This is a genomic window from Streptomyces sp. NPDC038707 (assembly GCF_040636485.1).
In the GTDB taxonomy this organism is placed as follows: Bacteria; Actinomycetota; Actinomycetes; order Streptomycetales; family Streptomycetaceae; genus Streptomyces.
This window is the reverse complement of record NZ_JBEZUP010000006.1, coordinates 210,100-225,774: the sequence shown is the minus strand read 5'-3', so window position 1 is coordinate 225,774 and position 15,675 is coordinate 210,100. Positions and strand designations below refer to the sequence as shown.

At 72.5% G+C, this 15,675-nt stretch carries 10 protein-coding genes; 2 read left to right on the top strand and 8 right to left on the bottom strand.

What is annotated here, in order from left to right; all coding sequences use genetic code 11:
- Nucleotides 1-15 precede the first annotated feature (15 nt).
- From AB0E62_RS11485 to AB0E62_RS11475, 3 genes are all read right to left on the bottom strand, one after another.
- Nucleotides 16-1,479, bottom strand: a complete 1,464-nt coding sequence (locus AB0E62_RS11485) for a glutamate synthase subunit beta (RefSeq protein ID WP_362191162.1) — start codon at nt 1,477-1,479, stop codon at nt 16-18.
- Nucleotides 1,472-5,983 (bottom strand): glutamate synthase large subunit, encoded by a 4,512-nt coding sequence (gene gltB, locus AB0E62_RS11480; protein WP_362191328.1) that lies wholly within the window; start codon nt 5,981-5,983, stop codon nt 1,472-1,474. Before gltB ends, AB0E62_RS11485 begins: the two co-directional genes overlap by 8 nt.
- Before the next feature lie 537 nt (nt 5,984-6,520).
- The gene (locus AB0E62_RS11475; RefSeq protein ID WP_362191160.1) at nt 6,521-7,252 is read right to left on the bottom strand and encodes a VIT1/CCC1 transporter family protein; all 732 of its coding nucleotides are present in this window, start codon (nt 7,250-7,252) and stop codon (nt 6,521-6,523) included.
- A gap of 727 nt (nt 7,253-7,979) precedes the next feature.
- Here AB0E62_RS11475 and AB0E62_RS11470 point away from each other — a divergent pair.
- The gene (locus tag AB0E62_RS11470) at nt 7,980-9,374 is read left to right on the top strand and encodes an ADP-ribosylglycohydrolase family protein (RefSeq protein ID WP_362191158.1); all 1,395 of its coding nucleotides are present in this window, start codon (nt 7,980-7,982) and stop codon (nt 9,372-9,374) included.
- Nucleotides 9,371-10,264 carry a ribokinase gene (rbsK, locus tag AB0E62_RS11465; protein ID WP_362191156.1) on the top strand — a complete coding sequence of 298 codons (894 nt, stop codon included), beginning with the start codon at nt 9,371-9,373 and terminating at the stop codon, nt 10,262-10,264. Before AB0E62_RS11470 ends, rbsK begins: the two co-directional genes overlap by 4 nt.
- Nucleotides 10,265-10,355: 91 nt before the next feature.
- Here the strand turns inward: rbsK and lgt are convergent, their stop codons facing one another.
- The 5 genes from lgt to trpC form a co-directional block, all read right to left on the bottom strand.
- Nucleotides 10,356-11,339 carry a prolipoprotein diacylglyceryl transferase gene (gene lgt, locus AB0E62_RS11460; RefSeq protein ID WP_362191154.1) on the bottom strand — a complete coding sequence of 328 codons (984 nt, stop codon included), beginning with the start codon at nt 11,337-11,339 and terminating at the stop codon, nt 10,356-10,358.
- A gap of 81 nt (nt 11,340-11,420) precedes the next feature.
- Nucleotides 11,421-12,194, bottom strand: coding sequence for a thioredoxin domain-containing protein (locus tag AB0E62_RS11455; protein ID WP_362191152.1), 774 nt, complete (start codon nt 12,192-12,194; stop codon nt 11,421-11,423).
- 110 nt (nt 12,195-12,304) lie between these two features.
- Nucleotides 12,305-13,123: a tryptophan synthase subunit alpha gene (gene trpA / locus AB0E62_RS11450; RefSeq protein WP_362191150.1), complete on the bottom strand. Its 819-nt coding sequence runs from the start codon at nt 13,121-13,123 to the stop codon at nt 12,305-12,307.
- Nucleotides 13,120-14,403 (bottom strand): tryptophan synthase subunit beta, encoded by a 1,284-nt coding sequence (gene trpB / locus AB0E62_RS11445; protein ID WP_362191148.1) that lies wholly within the window; start codon nt 14,401-14,403, stop codon nt 13,120-13,122. The genes trpA and trpB overlap by 4 nt, the downstream gene beginning before the upstream one ends.
- 326 nt (nt 14,404-14,729) lie before the next feature.
- Nucleotides 14,730-15,539 (bottom strand): indole-3-glycerol phosphate synthase TrpC, encoded by an 810-nt coding sequence (gene trpC, locus AB0E62_RS11440; RefSeq protein WP_362191146.1) that lies wholly within the window; start codon nt 15,537-15,539, stop codon nt 14,730-14,732.
- Between the last annotated feature and the right edge of the window lie 136 nt (nt 15,540-15,675).

The following is a 15,675-nucleotide window of genomic DNA, read 5'->3' as shown; positions in this document are numbered from 1 at the left end:
CCGGTGGGTCGCGCGTCAGACCGCCAGGGCGCGGTCCGTCGGGCGGATCGGGGCCGGCAGGTCGCTGGCCCCGGTCAGGTAGCGGTCGACTCCGCGGGCGGCCGAGCGGCCCTCCGCGATGGCCCAGACGATGAGGGACTGGCCGCGGCCGGCGTCACCGGCGACGAACACACCCGGCACGTTGGTCTGGAAGTCGGCGTCGCGGGCGATGTTACCCCGTGCGTCGAGGTCCAGACCAAACTGCTCGACCAGGCCGTTCTCCCGGTCGGTGCCGGTGAAGCCCATGGCGAGGGTGACCAGCTGGGCCGGGATCTTCCGCTCGGTGCCGGGCTTCGCCGTCAGCTTGCCGTCGATGAACTCCACCTCGGTGAGGTGCAGCCACTGGACGTTGCCGTCCTCGTCGCCCTCGAAGTGGGTGGTGGAGACGGAGTAGACCCGCTCGCCGCCCTCCTCGTGGGCCGACGTGACCTTGTAGAGCATCGGGAAGGTCGGCCAGGGCTGGTCGACCGGGTGCCGCTCGTCGTTCGGCCGGGGCATGATCTCCAGCTGGGTGACGGAGGCCGCGCCCTGCCGGTGGGCGGTGCCGACGCAGTCCGCGCCGGTGTCGCCGCCGCCGATCACGACGACGTGCTTGCCCTCGGCGGAGACGGGCGGCGCCACGTAGTCGCCCTCCTGCACCTTGTTGGCCAGGGGCAGGTACTCCATGGCCTGGTAGACGCCCTTCAGCTCCCGGCCGGGAACGGGAAGGTCGCGGGCGGTCGTGGCGCCGGCGGCGATCACGATCGCGTCGTACCGCTTCTTCAGGTCGGTCGCCTTGATGTCGCGGCCGACCTCCACGCCGGTGCGGAACCGGGTGCCCTCCGCGCGCATCTGCTCGATACGGCGGTTGATGTGCCGCTTCTCCATCTTGAACTCGGGGATGCCGTACCGCAGCAGACCGCCGATCCGGTCGGCGCGCTCGTAGACGGCGACCGTGTGGCCGGCCCGGGTCAGCTGCTGGGCGGCGGCGAGGCCCGCCGGGCCGGAGCCGATGACCGCGACCGTCTTGCCGGACAGGCGCTCGGGGATCTGCGGGGCGACGTCCCCGGTCTCCCACGCCTTGTCGATGATCGAGACCTCGACGTTCTTGATGGTGACCGGCTGCTGGTTGATGCCCAGCACGCACGCCGACTCGCAGGGGGCCGGGCACAGGCGGCCGGTGAACTCCGGGAAGTTGTTGGTCGCGTGCAGCCGCTCGGAGGCGGCGGCCCAGTCCTCGCGGTAGGCGTAGTCGTTCCACTCGGGGATCAGGTTCCCCAGCGGACAGCCGTTGTGGCAGAACGGGATGCCGCAGTCCATGCAGCGGCTGGCCTGCTTGCTGATGATCGGCAGCAGGGAGCCGGGGACGTAGACCTCGTTCCAGTCCTTGACCCGCTCGGCGACGGGGCGGGTCTCGGCGACCTCACGGCCGTGGTTCAGGAAGCCCTTCGGGTCAGCCATTGATCGCCGCCTCCATCATCTTCTCGGTGATCTCGGTCTCGGAGAGACCGGCTCGCTCGGCGGCGTCCTTGGCGGCGAGCACTGCCTTGTACGTGCTGGGGATGATCTTGCTGAAGCGCTCCACGGCCGTGTCCCAGTCGGCCAGCAGCTTGGCGGCGACGGTCGAGCCGGTCTCCTCGGCGTGGCGGCGCACCACGTCGTGCAGCCACCGCTTGTCCGCCTCGTCCAGCGCCTCGATCGCGCCGGAGTTGCCCGCGTTGACGTTGTCGCGGTCGAGGTCGACGACGTAGGCGATGCCGCCGGACATGCCCGCCGCGAAGTTGCGGCCGGTCGGGCCGAGGACGACCGCGTGACCGCCGGTCATGTACTCGCAGCCGTGGTCGCCCACGCCCTCGGAGACGACCAGCGCGCCGGAGTTGCGGACGCAGAACCGCTCACCGGTGCGGCCGCGCAGGAACAGCTCGCCGCCGGTGGCGCCGTACGCGATGGTGTTGCCCGCGATGACCGAGTACTCGGCGAGGTGGTCGGCGGCCCGGTCCGGGCGGACGACGATCCGGCCGCCGGAGAGGCCCTTGCCGACGTAGTCGTTGGCGTCGCCCTCCAGGCGCAGCGTGACGCCGCGCGGCAGGAACGCGCCGAAGGACTGGCCGGCGGAGCCCGTGAAGGTGATGTCGATGGTGTCGTCGGGCAGGCCCGCGCCGCCGAACTTCTTCGTCACCTCGTGGCCGAGCATGGTGCCGACCGTGCGGTTGATGTTGCGGATGGCGACCTGGGCGCGCACCGGCTGGGCCTCGGTCGCGTCGTTCGCGGCCAGGGCGTCGGCGGCGAGCTTGATCAGCTCGTTGTCGAGGGCCTTCTCCAGGCCGTGGTCCTGGGCGGCCGCCTGGTGGCGGACGGCGCCCTCGGGCAGGGCGGGCACGTGGAACAGCGGCTCCAGGTCCAGGCCCTGCGCCTTCCAGTGGTCCACCGCGCGCTCGACGTCCAGCACCTCGGCGTGGCCGACGGCCTCCTCGATGGAGCGGAAGCCCAGCTCGGCCAGCAGCTCGCGGACCTCCTCGGCGATGAACCGGAAGAAGTTCACCACGTGCTCGGCCTTGCCGGCGAAGCGGTCGCGCAGCACCGGGTTCTGGGTGGCGATGCCGACCGGGCAGGTGTCCAGGTGGCACACGCGCATCATCACGCAGCCGGAGACGACCAGCGGGGCGGTCGCGAAGCCGAACTCCTCGGCGCCGAGCAGCGCGGCGATGACCACGTCCCGGCCGGTCTTCAGCTGGCCGTCGGTCTGCACGACGATGCGGTCCCGCAGGCCGTTCAGCAGCAGCGTCTGCTGGGTCTCGGCCAGACCCAGCTCCCAGGGGCCGCCCGCGTGCTTGAGGGAGGTCAGCGGGGAGGCGCCGGTGCCGCCGTCGTGGCCGGAGATGAGCACGACGTCCGCGTGCGCCTTGGACACACCGGCCGCGACCGTGCCGACGCCGACCTCGGAGACCAGCTTCACGTGGATCCGCGCCCGCGGGTTCGCGTTCTTCAGGTCGTGGATCAGCTGGGCCAGGTCCTCGATGGAGTAGATGTCGTGGTGCGGCGGCGGGGAGATCAGGCCGACGCCCGGCGTGGAGTGCCGGGTCTTGGCGACCCACGGGTAGACCTTGTGGCCGGGCAGCTGGCCGCCCTCGCCGGGCTTGGCGCCCTGGGCCATCTTGATCTGGATGTCGTCCGCGTTGACCAGGTACTCGGAGGTCACGCCGAAGCGGCCGGAGGCGACCTGCTTGATCGCCGAGCGGCGCGCCGGGTCGTACAGGCGCTCCGGGTCCTCGCCGCCCTCACCGGTGTTGGACTTGCCGCCCAGCTGGTTCATGGCGATGGCGAGGGTCTCGTGCGCCTCCTTGGAGATGGAGCCGTACGACATGGCGCCGGTGGAGAAGCGCTTGACGATCTCGCTGACCGGCTCGACCTCGTCGAGGGGGATCGGCTTGCGGTCGGACTTGAAGCCGAACAGGCCGCGCAGCGTCATCAGGCGCTCGGACTGCTCGTTCACCCGGGAGGTGTACTTCTTGAAGATGTCGTAGCGGCCGGACCGGGTGGAGTGCTGGAGGCGGAAGACCGTCTCCGGGTCGAACAGGTGCGGTTCGCCCTCGCGGCGCCACTGGTACTCGCCGCCGATCTCCAGCGCGCGGTGCGCCGGGGCGATGCCGGAGGCCGGGTAGGCCTTGGCGTGGCGGGCGGCGACCTCCTCGGCGATGACGTCGATGCCGACGCCGCCGATCTTGGTGGCGGTGCCGTTGAAGTACTTCGCCACGAAACCCTCGTCCAGGCCGACGGCCTCGAAGACCTGGGCGCCGCGGTAGGAGGCGACGGTGGAGATGCCCATCTTTGACATGACCTTCAGCACGCCCTTGCCGAGGGCGTAGATCAGGTTCTTGATGGCCTGCTCGGGCTCGAGGCCGCTGAGGAAGGTGCCCGCGCGCAGCAGGTCCTCGACCGACTCCATCGCCAGGTACGGGTTGACGGCGGCGGCGCCGTAGCCGATGAGCAGGGCGACGTGGTGGACCTCGCGGACGTCGCCGGCCTCGACCAGCAGGCCCACCTGGGTGCGCTGCTTGGTGCGGATGAGGTGGTGGTGGACGGCCGCGGTGAGCAGCAGCGACGGGATCGGCGCGTGCTCGGCGTCGGAGTGGCGGTCCGACAGGACGATCAGCCGGGCGCCGTTCTCGATGGCGGCGTCCGCCTCGGCGCAGATCTCCTCGATGCGCGCGGCGAGGGCGTCGCCGCCGCCGGAGACCCGGTACAGACCGGAGAGCGTGGCGGCCTTGAAGCCGGGCATGTCGCCGTCGGCGTTGATGTGGATGAGCTTGGCCAGCTCGTCGTTGTCGATCACCGGGAAGGGCAGCACGACGGACCGGCAGGAGGCGGCGGTCGGTTCCAGCAGGTTGCCCTGCGGGCCGAGCGAGCTGCGCAGGGAGGTGACCAGTTCCTCGCGGATCGCGTCCAGCGGCGGGTTGGTGACCTGGGCGAACAGCTGGGTGAAGTAGTCGAAGAGCAGCCGGGGGCGCTCGGACAGGGCCGCGATCGGGGAGTCCGTGCCCATGGAGCCGATCGGCTCGGCGGCGGTGCGGGCCATCGGGGCGAGGATGACGCGCAGCTCCTCCTCGGTGTAGCCGAAGGTCTGCTGGCGGCGGGTGACCGAGGCGTGGGTGTGCACGATGTGCTCGCGCTCGGGCAGGTCGCCCAGCTCGATCTCGCCGGCTTCCACCCACTCGGCGTAGGGCTTCTCGGCGGCGAGGGACGCCTTGATCTCGTCGTCCTCGATGATGCGGTGCTCGGCGGTGTCGACGAGGAACATCCGGCCGGGCTGGAGGCGGCCCTTGCGGACGACCTTGGCCGGGTCGATGTCGAGGACGCCGACCTCGGAGCCGAGGACGACGAGGCCGTCGTCGGTGACCCAGTAGCGGCCGGGGCGCAGTCCGTTGCGGTCGAGCACGGCGCCGACCTGGGTGCCGTCGGTGAAGGTGACGCAGGCGGGGCCGTCCCAGGGCTCCATCATCGTGGAGTGGAACTGGTAGAAGGCGCGCCGGGCCGGGTCCATGGAGACGTGGTTCTCCCACGCCTCCGGGATCATCATCAGCACGGAGTGCGGCAGCGAGCGTCCGCCGAGGTGCAGCAGCTCCAGGACCTCGTCGAAGGAGGCGGAGTCGGAGGCGTCGGGGGTGCAGACCGGGAAGAGGCGGTCCAGCTTCTCCTGCGGGCCGAACAGGTCGGAGACCAGCTGGGACTCGCGGGCGACCATCCAGTTGCGGTTGCCCTTGACGGTGTTGATCTCACCGTTGTGCGCGACGAACCGGTACGGGTGCGCGAGCGGCCACGACGGGAAGGTGTTGGTGGAGAACCGGGAGTGCACGAGCGCGATCGCGGAGGCGAAGCGGCGGTCGGACAGGTCCGGGAAGAAGGGTTCGAGCTGGCCGGTGGTCAGCATGCCCTTGTAGACGATGGTCCGGGCGGACAGGGAGGGGAAGTAGACCCCGGCCTCGCGCTCGGCGCGCTTGCGCAGCACGAACGCCCTGCGGTCCAGGGCGATGCCCTCGCTGGCGTGGTCGGTCACGAAGACCTGCCGGAACACCGGCATGGTGGAGCGGGCGGTGGCCCCCAGCAGCTCCGGGGCGACCGGGACGGCGCGCCAGCCGAGGACCGTCAGGCCCTCCTCGGCGGCGATCGTCTCGATATGCGAGACGGCGTCCTCGGTGCCCTCCTCCGGCAGGAAGGCGATGCCTACCGCGTAGGAGCCTGCCGCGGGAAGGTCGAATCCGGCCACATCGCGGAGGAAGGCGTCCGGCACCTGGGAGAGGATGCCCGCGCCGTCGCCGGAGTCGGGCTCGGAGCCGGTGGCCCCGCGGTGCTCCAGGTTGCGCAGGACGGTGAGCGCCTGCTCTACCAGGGTGTGGGAGGCCTCGCCGGTAAGGGTGGCGACGAAACCGACGCCGCAGGCGTCGTGTTCGTTGCGGGGGTCGTACATACCCTGCGCAGCAGGGCGAGCATCCATGAACGACCAGTTCCGGCCGTTCGTGGAGTGCTGGGACGGCTGGCGCGGCGTACGCATCGGCTCTCCCGTCGTCGTCATGTGGCATGTGGCAGGTGCCGAGGGACGACGTTGGCCCTCTGCGTGAGATCTGCGATGAGATCAAAATTTCGTGCAGGTTACATGATGGAGCGGTTCCCGGGAACCGGATACTCCGTTCCATCATGCGGACGCCGCGGTCGCGGCGGAGGTGCCGCGCGGAGGCGGCGGCTGCCGTGCGGTGGCGGCGCGGTGCCGTGCGGTGACGGCGGGTGCCGTGCGGTGACGGCGACGCGGTGGGGGGACCGTGACGGACAGGATCGGTCGATCGCGTCCGGCGGCCCGAGGGGGCCGGGGAGAGCGTCATCGCCCGCCCCACGGGGGCGCGGCAGGCGTCATTGCCCACAGCGCTTACGGGTCATGCCCCGCCGCAAAGCTGCCGAAACCAGCGGGTAACGGGTATTTATGCGGCCCCTCGCATAAGTACCGGTCGGGCTATCCTACGGCCGTTCCGAACAGACTGCCCAGGGCGTACGTCACACCGGCCGCCGCGCCACCCAGCGCGAGCTGCCGCAGACCGCTGAACCACCAGCTCCGCGCGGTCACCCTGGCCACCACGGCACCGCAGGCGAAGAGTCCGACGAGGGCGAGCAGCACGGCGGGCCACAGCACGCTCGCGCCGAGCAGGTACGGCAGCACGGGCAGCAGTGCGCCGAGGGCGAAGGATCCGAACGACGACACGGCGGCGACCAGCGGGGAGGGCAGGTCGCCGGGGTCGATGCCCAGCTCCTCGCGGGCGTGGATCTCCAGCGCCTGCTCGGGATCACGGGACAGCTGCCGGGCGACCTGCCGGGCCAGGTCCGGTTCGACCCCGCGGGCGACGTACAGCGCGGCCAGCTCCGCCTCCTCGTCCTGCGGGTGCTTGCGCAGCTCACGGCGTTCGACGTCGAGTTCGGCCTCGACCAGTTCGCGCTGGGAGGCGACGGAGGTGTACTCGCCGGCCGCCATGGAGAAGGCGCCGGCCGCGAGCCCGGCGAGGCCGGTGATGACTATGGTGTGCCGGCTCACGGAGCCGCCGGCCACGCCCGTCATCAGGGCGAGGTTGGAGACCAGGCCGTCCATGGCGCCGAAGACGGCGGGCCGCAGCCAGCCACCGTTCACATCACGGTGGGTGTGGTTGTCGCGGTGCGCTTCGTGCAGCGCGGCCTCGGTTTCGATGATCGCCATGCGGGCCCCCAGGAAAGCTTAGCCAAAGCTAACTTTGGACGACTTCTATTTTTTGACATCCCCAAATCTACGCCGTCGACTCCTCCCCCGCCAGCAAGGAAAGGCTGGGCTAACCTGCGGTTTTCCGCTGCGGGCACTCATCTGGGCGGGGAGCGGCTCAGGTGCCGGGCGAAGGGGAGGACGGGCGCCCCGGTCCGACCGGGCCTCTTCCCGCGGCACACATGCGCAAAGACGCCCGAGGGAACGCGCCCAGGAGGATGATTCGGGGCATGACGCCCACAGCTCGACAAAGCAGCGAACCGGCTCCGAGCGGCTCCGGGGCGGGGCCCGGTTCCGGCACGCCCGCCGCCCGCCGTCCCTCCCGGCCGCGCTCCGTCACGGCACTCCCCGGCGCCCCGGGCCTGCCGGCGGTCTCCGCCGGCGACGACCGGCAGGCCGCGCCCGGCTCGGTGAGGTACGGCAGGACCCACCGCGCCGCCGTCACGACGGCCGGTGCCGGTGCCCTGGCGGGCGCGCGCGGGACGGAGGAGGTCACGGGCACACCCGGCACACCCGGCACACCGCCGGTCACAGGCACGCGCGACGCGCGGACGGGCGTCGGCACCGGCCGGCCGGTGCCGTGGGCACCCGCCCGGTCGCTCACCCGTGCCGCCCGCGGGATCCCGGGCCGGGCGGTCCGCCGCGAACACGCTCCCGAGCGGGCGGCCGGCACACCCGGAGGCCGCCCGTGCTCCGTGTGACCTGGGTCCAGCCGGAGGATCTGCTGGACCACGAACTGCGCCAGGCCCGCCTGGACGGGCGTGAGCCGAAGGCGGTGGAGGCCCGCTGGCGGGCGGCCGGCGGCCCGGACGCGGTGCGGCGGAGGAGCGCCTCCGCGGGCGTCTCCCGCTATCTGCGCCTGCTCGCGGAGGACCTGCTGGACGAACTCGCCGACCTGCCCGGCCGCTTCGCCGAGGACGAGCCGACCGGCCTGACCCGCATCACCTCCCTGTGCCCCGACTGGTCCGCAGGACCCGACGGCCCCGGCCGCCACGGCCACCCCGCCGACAGGATGGCCACCGCGCCGGACCCCCGTGCCCTCGAGGCCGCCTGGCTCGGCCGGGCCATCGGGTGTCTCCTCGGCAGACCCGTGCGGAACCTGCCCCTCGACGGCATCCGCGCCCTCGCCCGGGCGGCCGGGAACTGGCCCCTCGACGGCTACTTCACCGCCAGGGGCGTGCCCGAGGACCTCCTCGCCGCCCATCCCTGGGACCACGGCTCCGCCGCCACCTGTCTGGCCGAGACCATCGACGGCGTGCCCGGGGACCACGACCTCGACCTCGGCCTCGTCAATCTCCTGCTGCTCCGGCGCCACGGACGGCGGTTCGGCACCGACGACGCCGCCCGGCTCTGGCTGGACGAGCTTCCGCCCGGTCGTACCTCTGCCGCCGAGCGCCTCGCCCTGCGCAATCTGCTCTGCGGCATCGAGCCCCCGGGCACCGCCCGCCACCGCAACCCGTTCCGCGAGTGGACCGGCGCCCTGGTCCGCGCCGCCCCGCACGGCTGGACCAACCCCGGCGACCCGGCCGCAGCCGCCGGACAGGCGTACCGCGACGCCGTCCTCACCCACACCGCCAACGGTGTCTACGCGGCGATGTTCACCGCGGCCGTCATCGCCGCCGCCGTCCCGGGCACCCATGACGTCCACGCCTGCCTGCGGGCCGGCCGCGCGGTGATCCCGCCCCGTTCCCGGCTGGCGGCGGCCGTCGACCACGCCGTCCGGCTGGCCCGGACCACGGAGCGCTTCGAGGACGTGGTGGACGGACTCCACGCCCGCTACGCCGCCACCCACCACCGGCTCCACGCCGTCCCCAACACCGCGCTGATCGCCGCCGCCCTCACCCACGCCGACGGCGACTTCGCCGGCTCCGTCTGCCGTGCCGTGTCCGGCGGCTGGGCCACCGACACCAACGGCGCGACCGCCGGCAGCGTCGCCGGGCTCCTCGCCGGGACCCCCGCCGCGCTGCCCGAACGCTGGCGGGCGCCGCTGAAGAACCGGCTCGCCAGCGGCCTCGCCGACTTCGACGGCACCGGTTTCGACGCCCTCGCCCACCTCACGCACCTGGAGGCGACCCGCTCATGACCCATATCGCGGTCCTCGGCAGCACCAACATGGACCTGGTCACCTATGTCGACAGGGCGCCCCGGCGCGGGGAGACCGTGACGGGGCGGGAGTTCCGTACGGTGCCCGGCGGCAAGGGCGCCAACCAGGCGATCGCCGCGGCCCGGGCCGGGGCGACCGTCTCGATGATCGGCGCGGTCGGCACCGACGCCTACGGCGCGCGGCTGCGCGACACCCTCGAACACTCCGGCGTCGACACCGACTTCCTGCGCACGGTGGAGGGCCCGTCCGGCACCGCGCACATCGTGGTGGACGCCGAGGGGGGCAACGCGATCGTCGTCATCCCCGGCGCCAACGGCACCGTCGACCACCTCTCCCCCGGCGACGAGGGGGTGATCGCCACCGCGGACGCCCTGCTGCTGCAACTGGAGGTCCCCCTCGCGGCGGTCGTCGCGGGCGCGCAGGCGGCCCGCCGGCACGGCGTCCGTACGGTGCTGACGCCCTCCCCGGTCCAGCCGCTGCCGCCCGAACTCCTGGACGCCGTCGACCTGTTGGTGCCCAACGAGTACGAGGCGGTCACCCTCACCGACCGTACCGACCCGCGCGAGGCGGCGGCGGCCCTGCTGGACCGGGTGCCGGAGGTCGTCGTCACCCTCGGCGCGACCGGCTGTCTGTATCTGGCCCGGGGCGCCGAGCCGCTCGTGGTCCCCGCGCCCCGGGTGACGGCCGTCGACTCCACCGGTGCGGGCGACACCTTCGTCGGCGCGCTCGCCGTCGCCCTCGCCGAGGAGAAACCGGTACGCGAGGCCCTGACCTGGGCGGCCGCCGCGGCGTCGATCTCCGTCCAGCGGGCAGGGGCGTCGGCGTCGATGCCGTACCGCCCGGAGATCGAGACCCGGTACGGCACGTGAGGTCCCCGGCCCCGGACGCGTGCGCCACCGCCCGCACACGCCGAGGGCGCCCGGAACACTCCGGGCGCCCTCGGCGTCGTGGAACCGGCGGTCAGACCTTCCTGGCCGGCTTCGCCTCGTCCTCCGGCGACTCCTCGGCGGGCTCCTCGCCGTCCCCGGGCCGCTTCTCCCCGGCGCCGACGGCAGCCTCCGTACCCGCGGGCTTCTTCTCCTCGCCCTCGGCGACAGCCTCCGCGGCCCCGGCCGCCCCGCCGGGGACGGCCCCGGGTTCGACCACGGCCTCCCGTCCCGGCCGCTTCTTGCCCACCACCACGATGTACGCCACCGCCAGCAGGAAGACGATCAGGGCGGTCCAGTCGTTGAGGCGCAGGCCCAGGATGTGGTGGGCGTCGTCCACGCGCATGTACTCGATCCAGCCGCGGCCCGCGCAGTACGCGGCGACGTACAGCGCGAACGCCCGGCCGTGCCCCAGCTTGTAGCGGCGGTCCGCCCAGATCACCAGCAGGCCGACGCCGACGCACCACAGGGATTCGTAGAGGAACGTAGGGTGGTAGTACCCCGGCACCCGGCCGCCCTCGGCGGAGGTGATGTGCAGCGCCCAGGGCAGGTGGGTCTCCCGGCCGTACAGCTCCTGGTTGAACCAGTTGCCCCAGCGGCCGATGGCCTGCGCGAACGCGATGCCGGGCGCGACCGCGTCGGCGTACGCGGGCATCGGGACGCCCCGGCGCCGCGCGCCGATCCAGGCACCGAGCGCGCCGAGCGCGATGGCGCCCCAGATGCCCAGGCCGCCCTCCCACACCTTGAAGGCGTCCACCCAGTCCCGGCCCTCGCTGAAGTACAGCTCGTAGTCCGTGATCACGTGGTAGAGCCGGCCGCCGACCAGGCCGAACGGTACGGCCCAGACGGCGATGTCGGCGACCGTGCCGGACTGCCCGCCCCGGGCGATCCAGCGCTTGTTGCCGAACCAGACGGCAACGAAGACGCCGATGATGATGCAGATGGCGTAGCCGCGCAGCGGGATGGGGCCGAGGTACAGCACCCCGTGCGACGGGCTGGGGATGTAGGCAAGGTTCATGGCAGATCCGACGCTACCGTGCCGGGCCGTGGGGACGGCAAGCAGCCCGGCTACGGGTCCATAACGGGGCGTGGGGAACGCTCACCCCTTGTCGGCCGCCTCCACCAGCTGCTTGAGCTTGGCCGGGGTCATCGTCCGGTCCTGGTAGACGTTCTTGCCGTCGAGCAGCACGGTGGGCGTGCCGCCGAAGCTGCCGGACTTGAACGCCTGATGGGACTTGTCCACCCAGCCGTCGTGGGTGCCGTCCTGGACGCACTTGCGGAAGGCGGGGGTGTCCAGGCCCTTCACCTTGCCGGCCAGGTCGATCAGCTTGTCGTTGCCCTCGAAGGCGTCGTCGGTCTCCTTGGGCTGGTTCGCGAACAGCACGTCGTGGTAGTCGCGGAACCTTCCGGCGTCCTGGGCGCAGGCGGCGGCGTTGGCGGCGCGCAGCGAACCGGTGCCCCCCAGGTTGCCGTCGATCAGCCGGACCAGGTGGTACTCGACTCTGAGCTTGCCGGCGTCGGTCAGTTCGTGCAGCACCGGCCGGTACGCCACCTCGAAGGCCTGGCAGGCCGGGCAGCGGAAGTCCTCCCAGACGGTGAGCGTCGACTTGGCGCCGTCCTTGCCGACCGGGATCGCGAGGCTGTCCTTGCCCTGCGCGCCCGAGGGGGCCACCGCCGGACCCGCGCCGGTGCTCTTGTCCTTGCCGGCGTTGGCGGCGACGACGCCGACCACCGCCGCCAGGCCCAGGACGCAGACGACGCTCGCGCCCACGATCAGCGCCCGCCGTCGCCTGTCCGCGGCCTTCTGCTTCTCGCGCTCGACCGCCAGCCGCTCCCGGGCGGTGCGCTTTCCGTCACGGTTCTTCTCGCTCACACCCCCAGAACGAACCGGGGAGGCGCAGCGCGCCTCCCCGGTCCGAGGTCCACCCGTTCGAGTGACCGAATCATGCGGTAGGGGACATCACAGCCCCTCGCGTCCGCCCGTCACGCCTGGCCGCGCACGCCCTTCGCCAGGTCCCCGGCCAGCTCGCGGACCGCCGTGAGGCCGGCGGCGGCGTCCGGCGCGTCCAGCATCCGCTTCACGAACGCCGAACCGACGATCACGCCGTCGGCGAAGCCGGCCACCTCGGCGGCCTGGGCCCGGTTGGAGACGCCGAGACCGACGCAGACGGGCAGGCCGGTGCCGGTGGCGCGGGTGCGCCGGACCAGGTCCTGGGCCTGCGCGCCGACGGACTCGCGGGTGCCGGTGACGCCCATGAGGGAGGCGGCGTAGACGAAGCCGCTGCCCGCCGCGGTGATCTCGGCGAGCCGCTCGTCCTTGCTGCTCGGGGCCACGACGAAGACCGTCGCGAGGCCGTGCTTCTCGGCGTGCTCGCGCCACAGCGCCGACTCCTGCACCGGCAGGTCGGGCAGGATGCAGCCGGCGCCGCCCGCCTCGGCCAGCTCGGCGGTGAAGCGCTCGACGCCGTAGCGGTCGATGGGGTTCCAGTACGTCATGACCAGGATCGGCTTGCCGGTGGCCCGGTACGCCTCCCGGACCGTGCGCATGACGTCCGCGATCCGCACACCGCCGCGCAGGGCGATGTCGTCCGCGGTCTGGATGACCGGGCCGTCCAGGACCGGGTCGCTGTGCGGCAGGCCGACCTCGACCACGTCCGCGCCGCCCGCCAGTACGGCCTTGATCGCCTCGATGCCGCCGTCCACGGTGGGGAATCCGGCCGGGAGGTAGGCGATGAGCGCCGAGCGGCCCTCCGCCCGGGCGCCCGCGAGGGTGTCCGACAGCAGCTGGATGTTCCCGCTCACTTGGCGTCCCCCTCGATCTCGGCGGTGTCGGCGGCGTCGGCCGCGACCTCGGCGTCGGTGTCGTACAGGCCGAAGTAGCGCGCGGCGGTGTCCATGTCCTTGTCGCCGCGGCCGGACAGGTTGACGACGATCAGGCCGTCCGGGCCCAGTTCCCGGCCGACCTCCAGGGCGCCGGCCAGGGCGTGGGCGCTCTCGATGGCCGGGATGATGCCCTCGGTGCGCGACAGCAGGCGCAGTGCCTGCATGGCCGCGTCGTCGGTGACCGCGCGGTACTCGCCGCGGCCGGAGTCCTTCAGGTAGGAGTGCTCGGGGCCGATGCCCGGGTAGTCCAGGCCGGCCGAGATGGAGTACGGCTCGGTGATCTGACCCTCGTCGTCCTGGAGGACGTAGGAGCGGGAACCGTGCAGGATGCCGGGCTCGCCGGCGGTGAGGGTGGCCGCGTGCTCGCCGGTCTCGACGCCGTGGCCGGCCGGTTCGCAGCCGATCAGGCGGACGCCCTCGTCGGGGATGAAGGCGTGGAAGAGGCCGATCGCGTTGGAGCCGCCGCCGACGCAGGCGACGGCGGCGTCCGGGAGGCGGCCGGCGCGCTCCAGGAGCTGGCGGCGGGCCTCGACGCCGATGACCCGGTGGAAGTCGCGGACCATGGCCGGGAACGGGTGCGGGCCGGCGACCGTGCCGAACAGGTAGTGGGTGTGGTCGACGTTGGCGACCCAGTCCCGGAACGCCTCGTTGATGGCGTCCTTCAGGGTGCGGCTGCCGGACTTCACGGCGACGACCTCGGCGCCGAGCATGCGCATGCGGGCCACGTTCAGGGCCTGCCGCTGGGTGTCGATCTCGCCCATGTAGATGGTGCAGTCGAGGCCGAACAGCGCGCAGGCGGTGGCCGTGGCGACGCCGTGCTGACCGGCTCCGGTCTCGGCGATGACCCGGGTCTTGCCCATGCGCTTGGTGAGCAGGGCCTGGCCGAGCACGTTGTTGATCTTGTGGGAGCCGGTGTGGTTCAGGTCCTCCCGCTTGAGGAAGACGCGGGCTCCGCCGGCGTGCTCGGCGAAGCGGGGGACCTCGGTGAGCGCCGACGGGCGGCCGGTGTAGTGCACCAGCAGGTCGTCGAGCTCACGGGCGAACTCGGGGTCGTTCTTGGCCTTGTCGTACTCGACGGCCACCTCGTCCACGGCGGCGACGAGGGCCTCCGGGATGAACTTGCCGCCGAACGCGCCGAAGTAGCCTCCGGCGTCGGGGACCTGACCCTCCGGGTCGGGAATGAAGAAGTCGCTGGGCATGCGGATACCTCACGGTGAGTTTCTGGGAAGAACCGATCGCCGTGGGGCTCGGGTCGTCTGTCGGCTGCGGGCCGGATGTGGCTTGTCGCGCCCGCGCGGCGGTAGCCGCATATCAGATGGAGTCCCGCGCCCCTAACGGGCGCGCTGCCATCGACGCCCGTTGACCTGCCCGGGTTCGTCACCTATGACGTACCGCACCCTGCGGCCGTGCACGCGCCGCGCGGGCGCGCGACAGCCCCGGGGCCGGCAGCCGCGCGCGAGACGGGCGTACGGGTCCCGGGCCGTCAGGGTGAGCTGGTGCGTCATCGTCGGCAAGCCTAGCGGGATCAGCCCCGGCCGTGCCGCAGTGCGGGGTGTTCGCCCGCGGCGACCAGGTCGGCGACGGCCGCCTTGGGGTCGCGGCCGGTGACCAGGGACTCGCCGACCAGGACCGCGTCGGCTCCGGCGTTGGCGTAGGCGATCAGGTCGTGCGGGCCGCGCACACCGGATTCGGCGACCTTCACGAGGTGGTCGGGGATCTCCGGGGCGACCCGCTCGAACGTGCCGCGGTCGACCTCCAGCGTCTTCAGGTTGCGCGCGTTGACACCGATGATCTTGGCGCCCGCGTCCACCGCCCGCTCGACCTCGTCCTCGTCGTGCACCTCGACCAGCGGGGTCAGGCCGATGGACACCGCGCGCTCGATCAGCGACTCCAGGGCCGGCTGGTCCAGGGCGGCCACGATGAGCAGCGCGAGGTCGGCGCCGTACGCACGGGCCTCCCAGAGCTGGTACGAGGTGACGATGAAGTCCTTGCGCAGCACCGGGATGTCCACGCGGGCGCGGACGGCCTCCAGGTCGGCGAGCGAGCCCCCGAAGCGGCGCTGTTCGGTGAGGACGGAGATGACGGCCGCGCCGCCCGCCTCGTAGTCCGCGGCGAGGCCGGCCGGGTCGGCGATGGCGGCCAGCGCGCCCTTGGAGGGGCTGGACCGCTTGACCTCGCAGATCACCTTGACGCCGTCGCCCTTGAGGGCGGCCACCCCGTCCTTGGCGGCGGGGGCCTTGGCCGCGCGCTCCTTGAGCTCGTCGAGGCTGACACGGGCCTGCCGCTCGGCGAGGTCGGCACGGACTCCGTCGATGATCTCGTCGAGCACACTCACGCGAGCGGCCCCCTTCCAGACGGTGGGTTCCTTCAGGCTCCGAAAGCCCGTGGTCAATTGCGATGGTATCCGCAGCGGTGCGGTGGCCTCGCATCCGGTTGACGGCGGTCCCATTCCGTGGACATCCGTCCGAAGC

What these genes read in the sequence shown, in the direction of transcription:
- AB0E62_RS11485 (WP_362191162.1), bottom strand. Translation starts at nt 1,479, where the DNA reads ATGGCTGACCCGAAGGGCTTCCTGAACCACGGCCGTGAGGTCGCCGAG.
- gltB (WP_362191328.1), bottom strand. Translation starts at nt 5,983, where the DNA reads ATGTACGACCCCCGCAACGAACACGACGCCTGCGGCGTCGGTTTCGTC.
- trpB (WP_362191148.1), bottom strand. Translation starts at nt 14,403, where the DNA reads ATGCCCAGCGACTTCTTCATTCCCGACCCGGAGGGTCAGGTCCCCGAC.
- rbsK (WP_362191156.1), top strand. Translation starts at nt 9,371, where the DNA reads ATGACCCATATCGCGGTCCTCGGCAGCACCAACATGGACCTGGTCACC.
- lgt (WP_362191154.1), bottom strand. Translation starts at nt 11,339, where the DNA reads ATGAACCTTGCCTACATCCCCAGCCCGTCGCACGGGGTGCTGTACCTC.
- AB0E62_RS11475 (WP_362191160.1), bottom strand. Translation starts at nt 7,252, where the DNA reads ATGGCGATCATCGAAACCGAGGCCGCGCTGCACGAAGCGCACCGCGAC.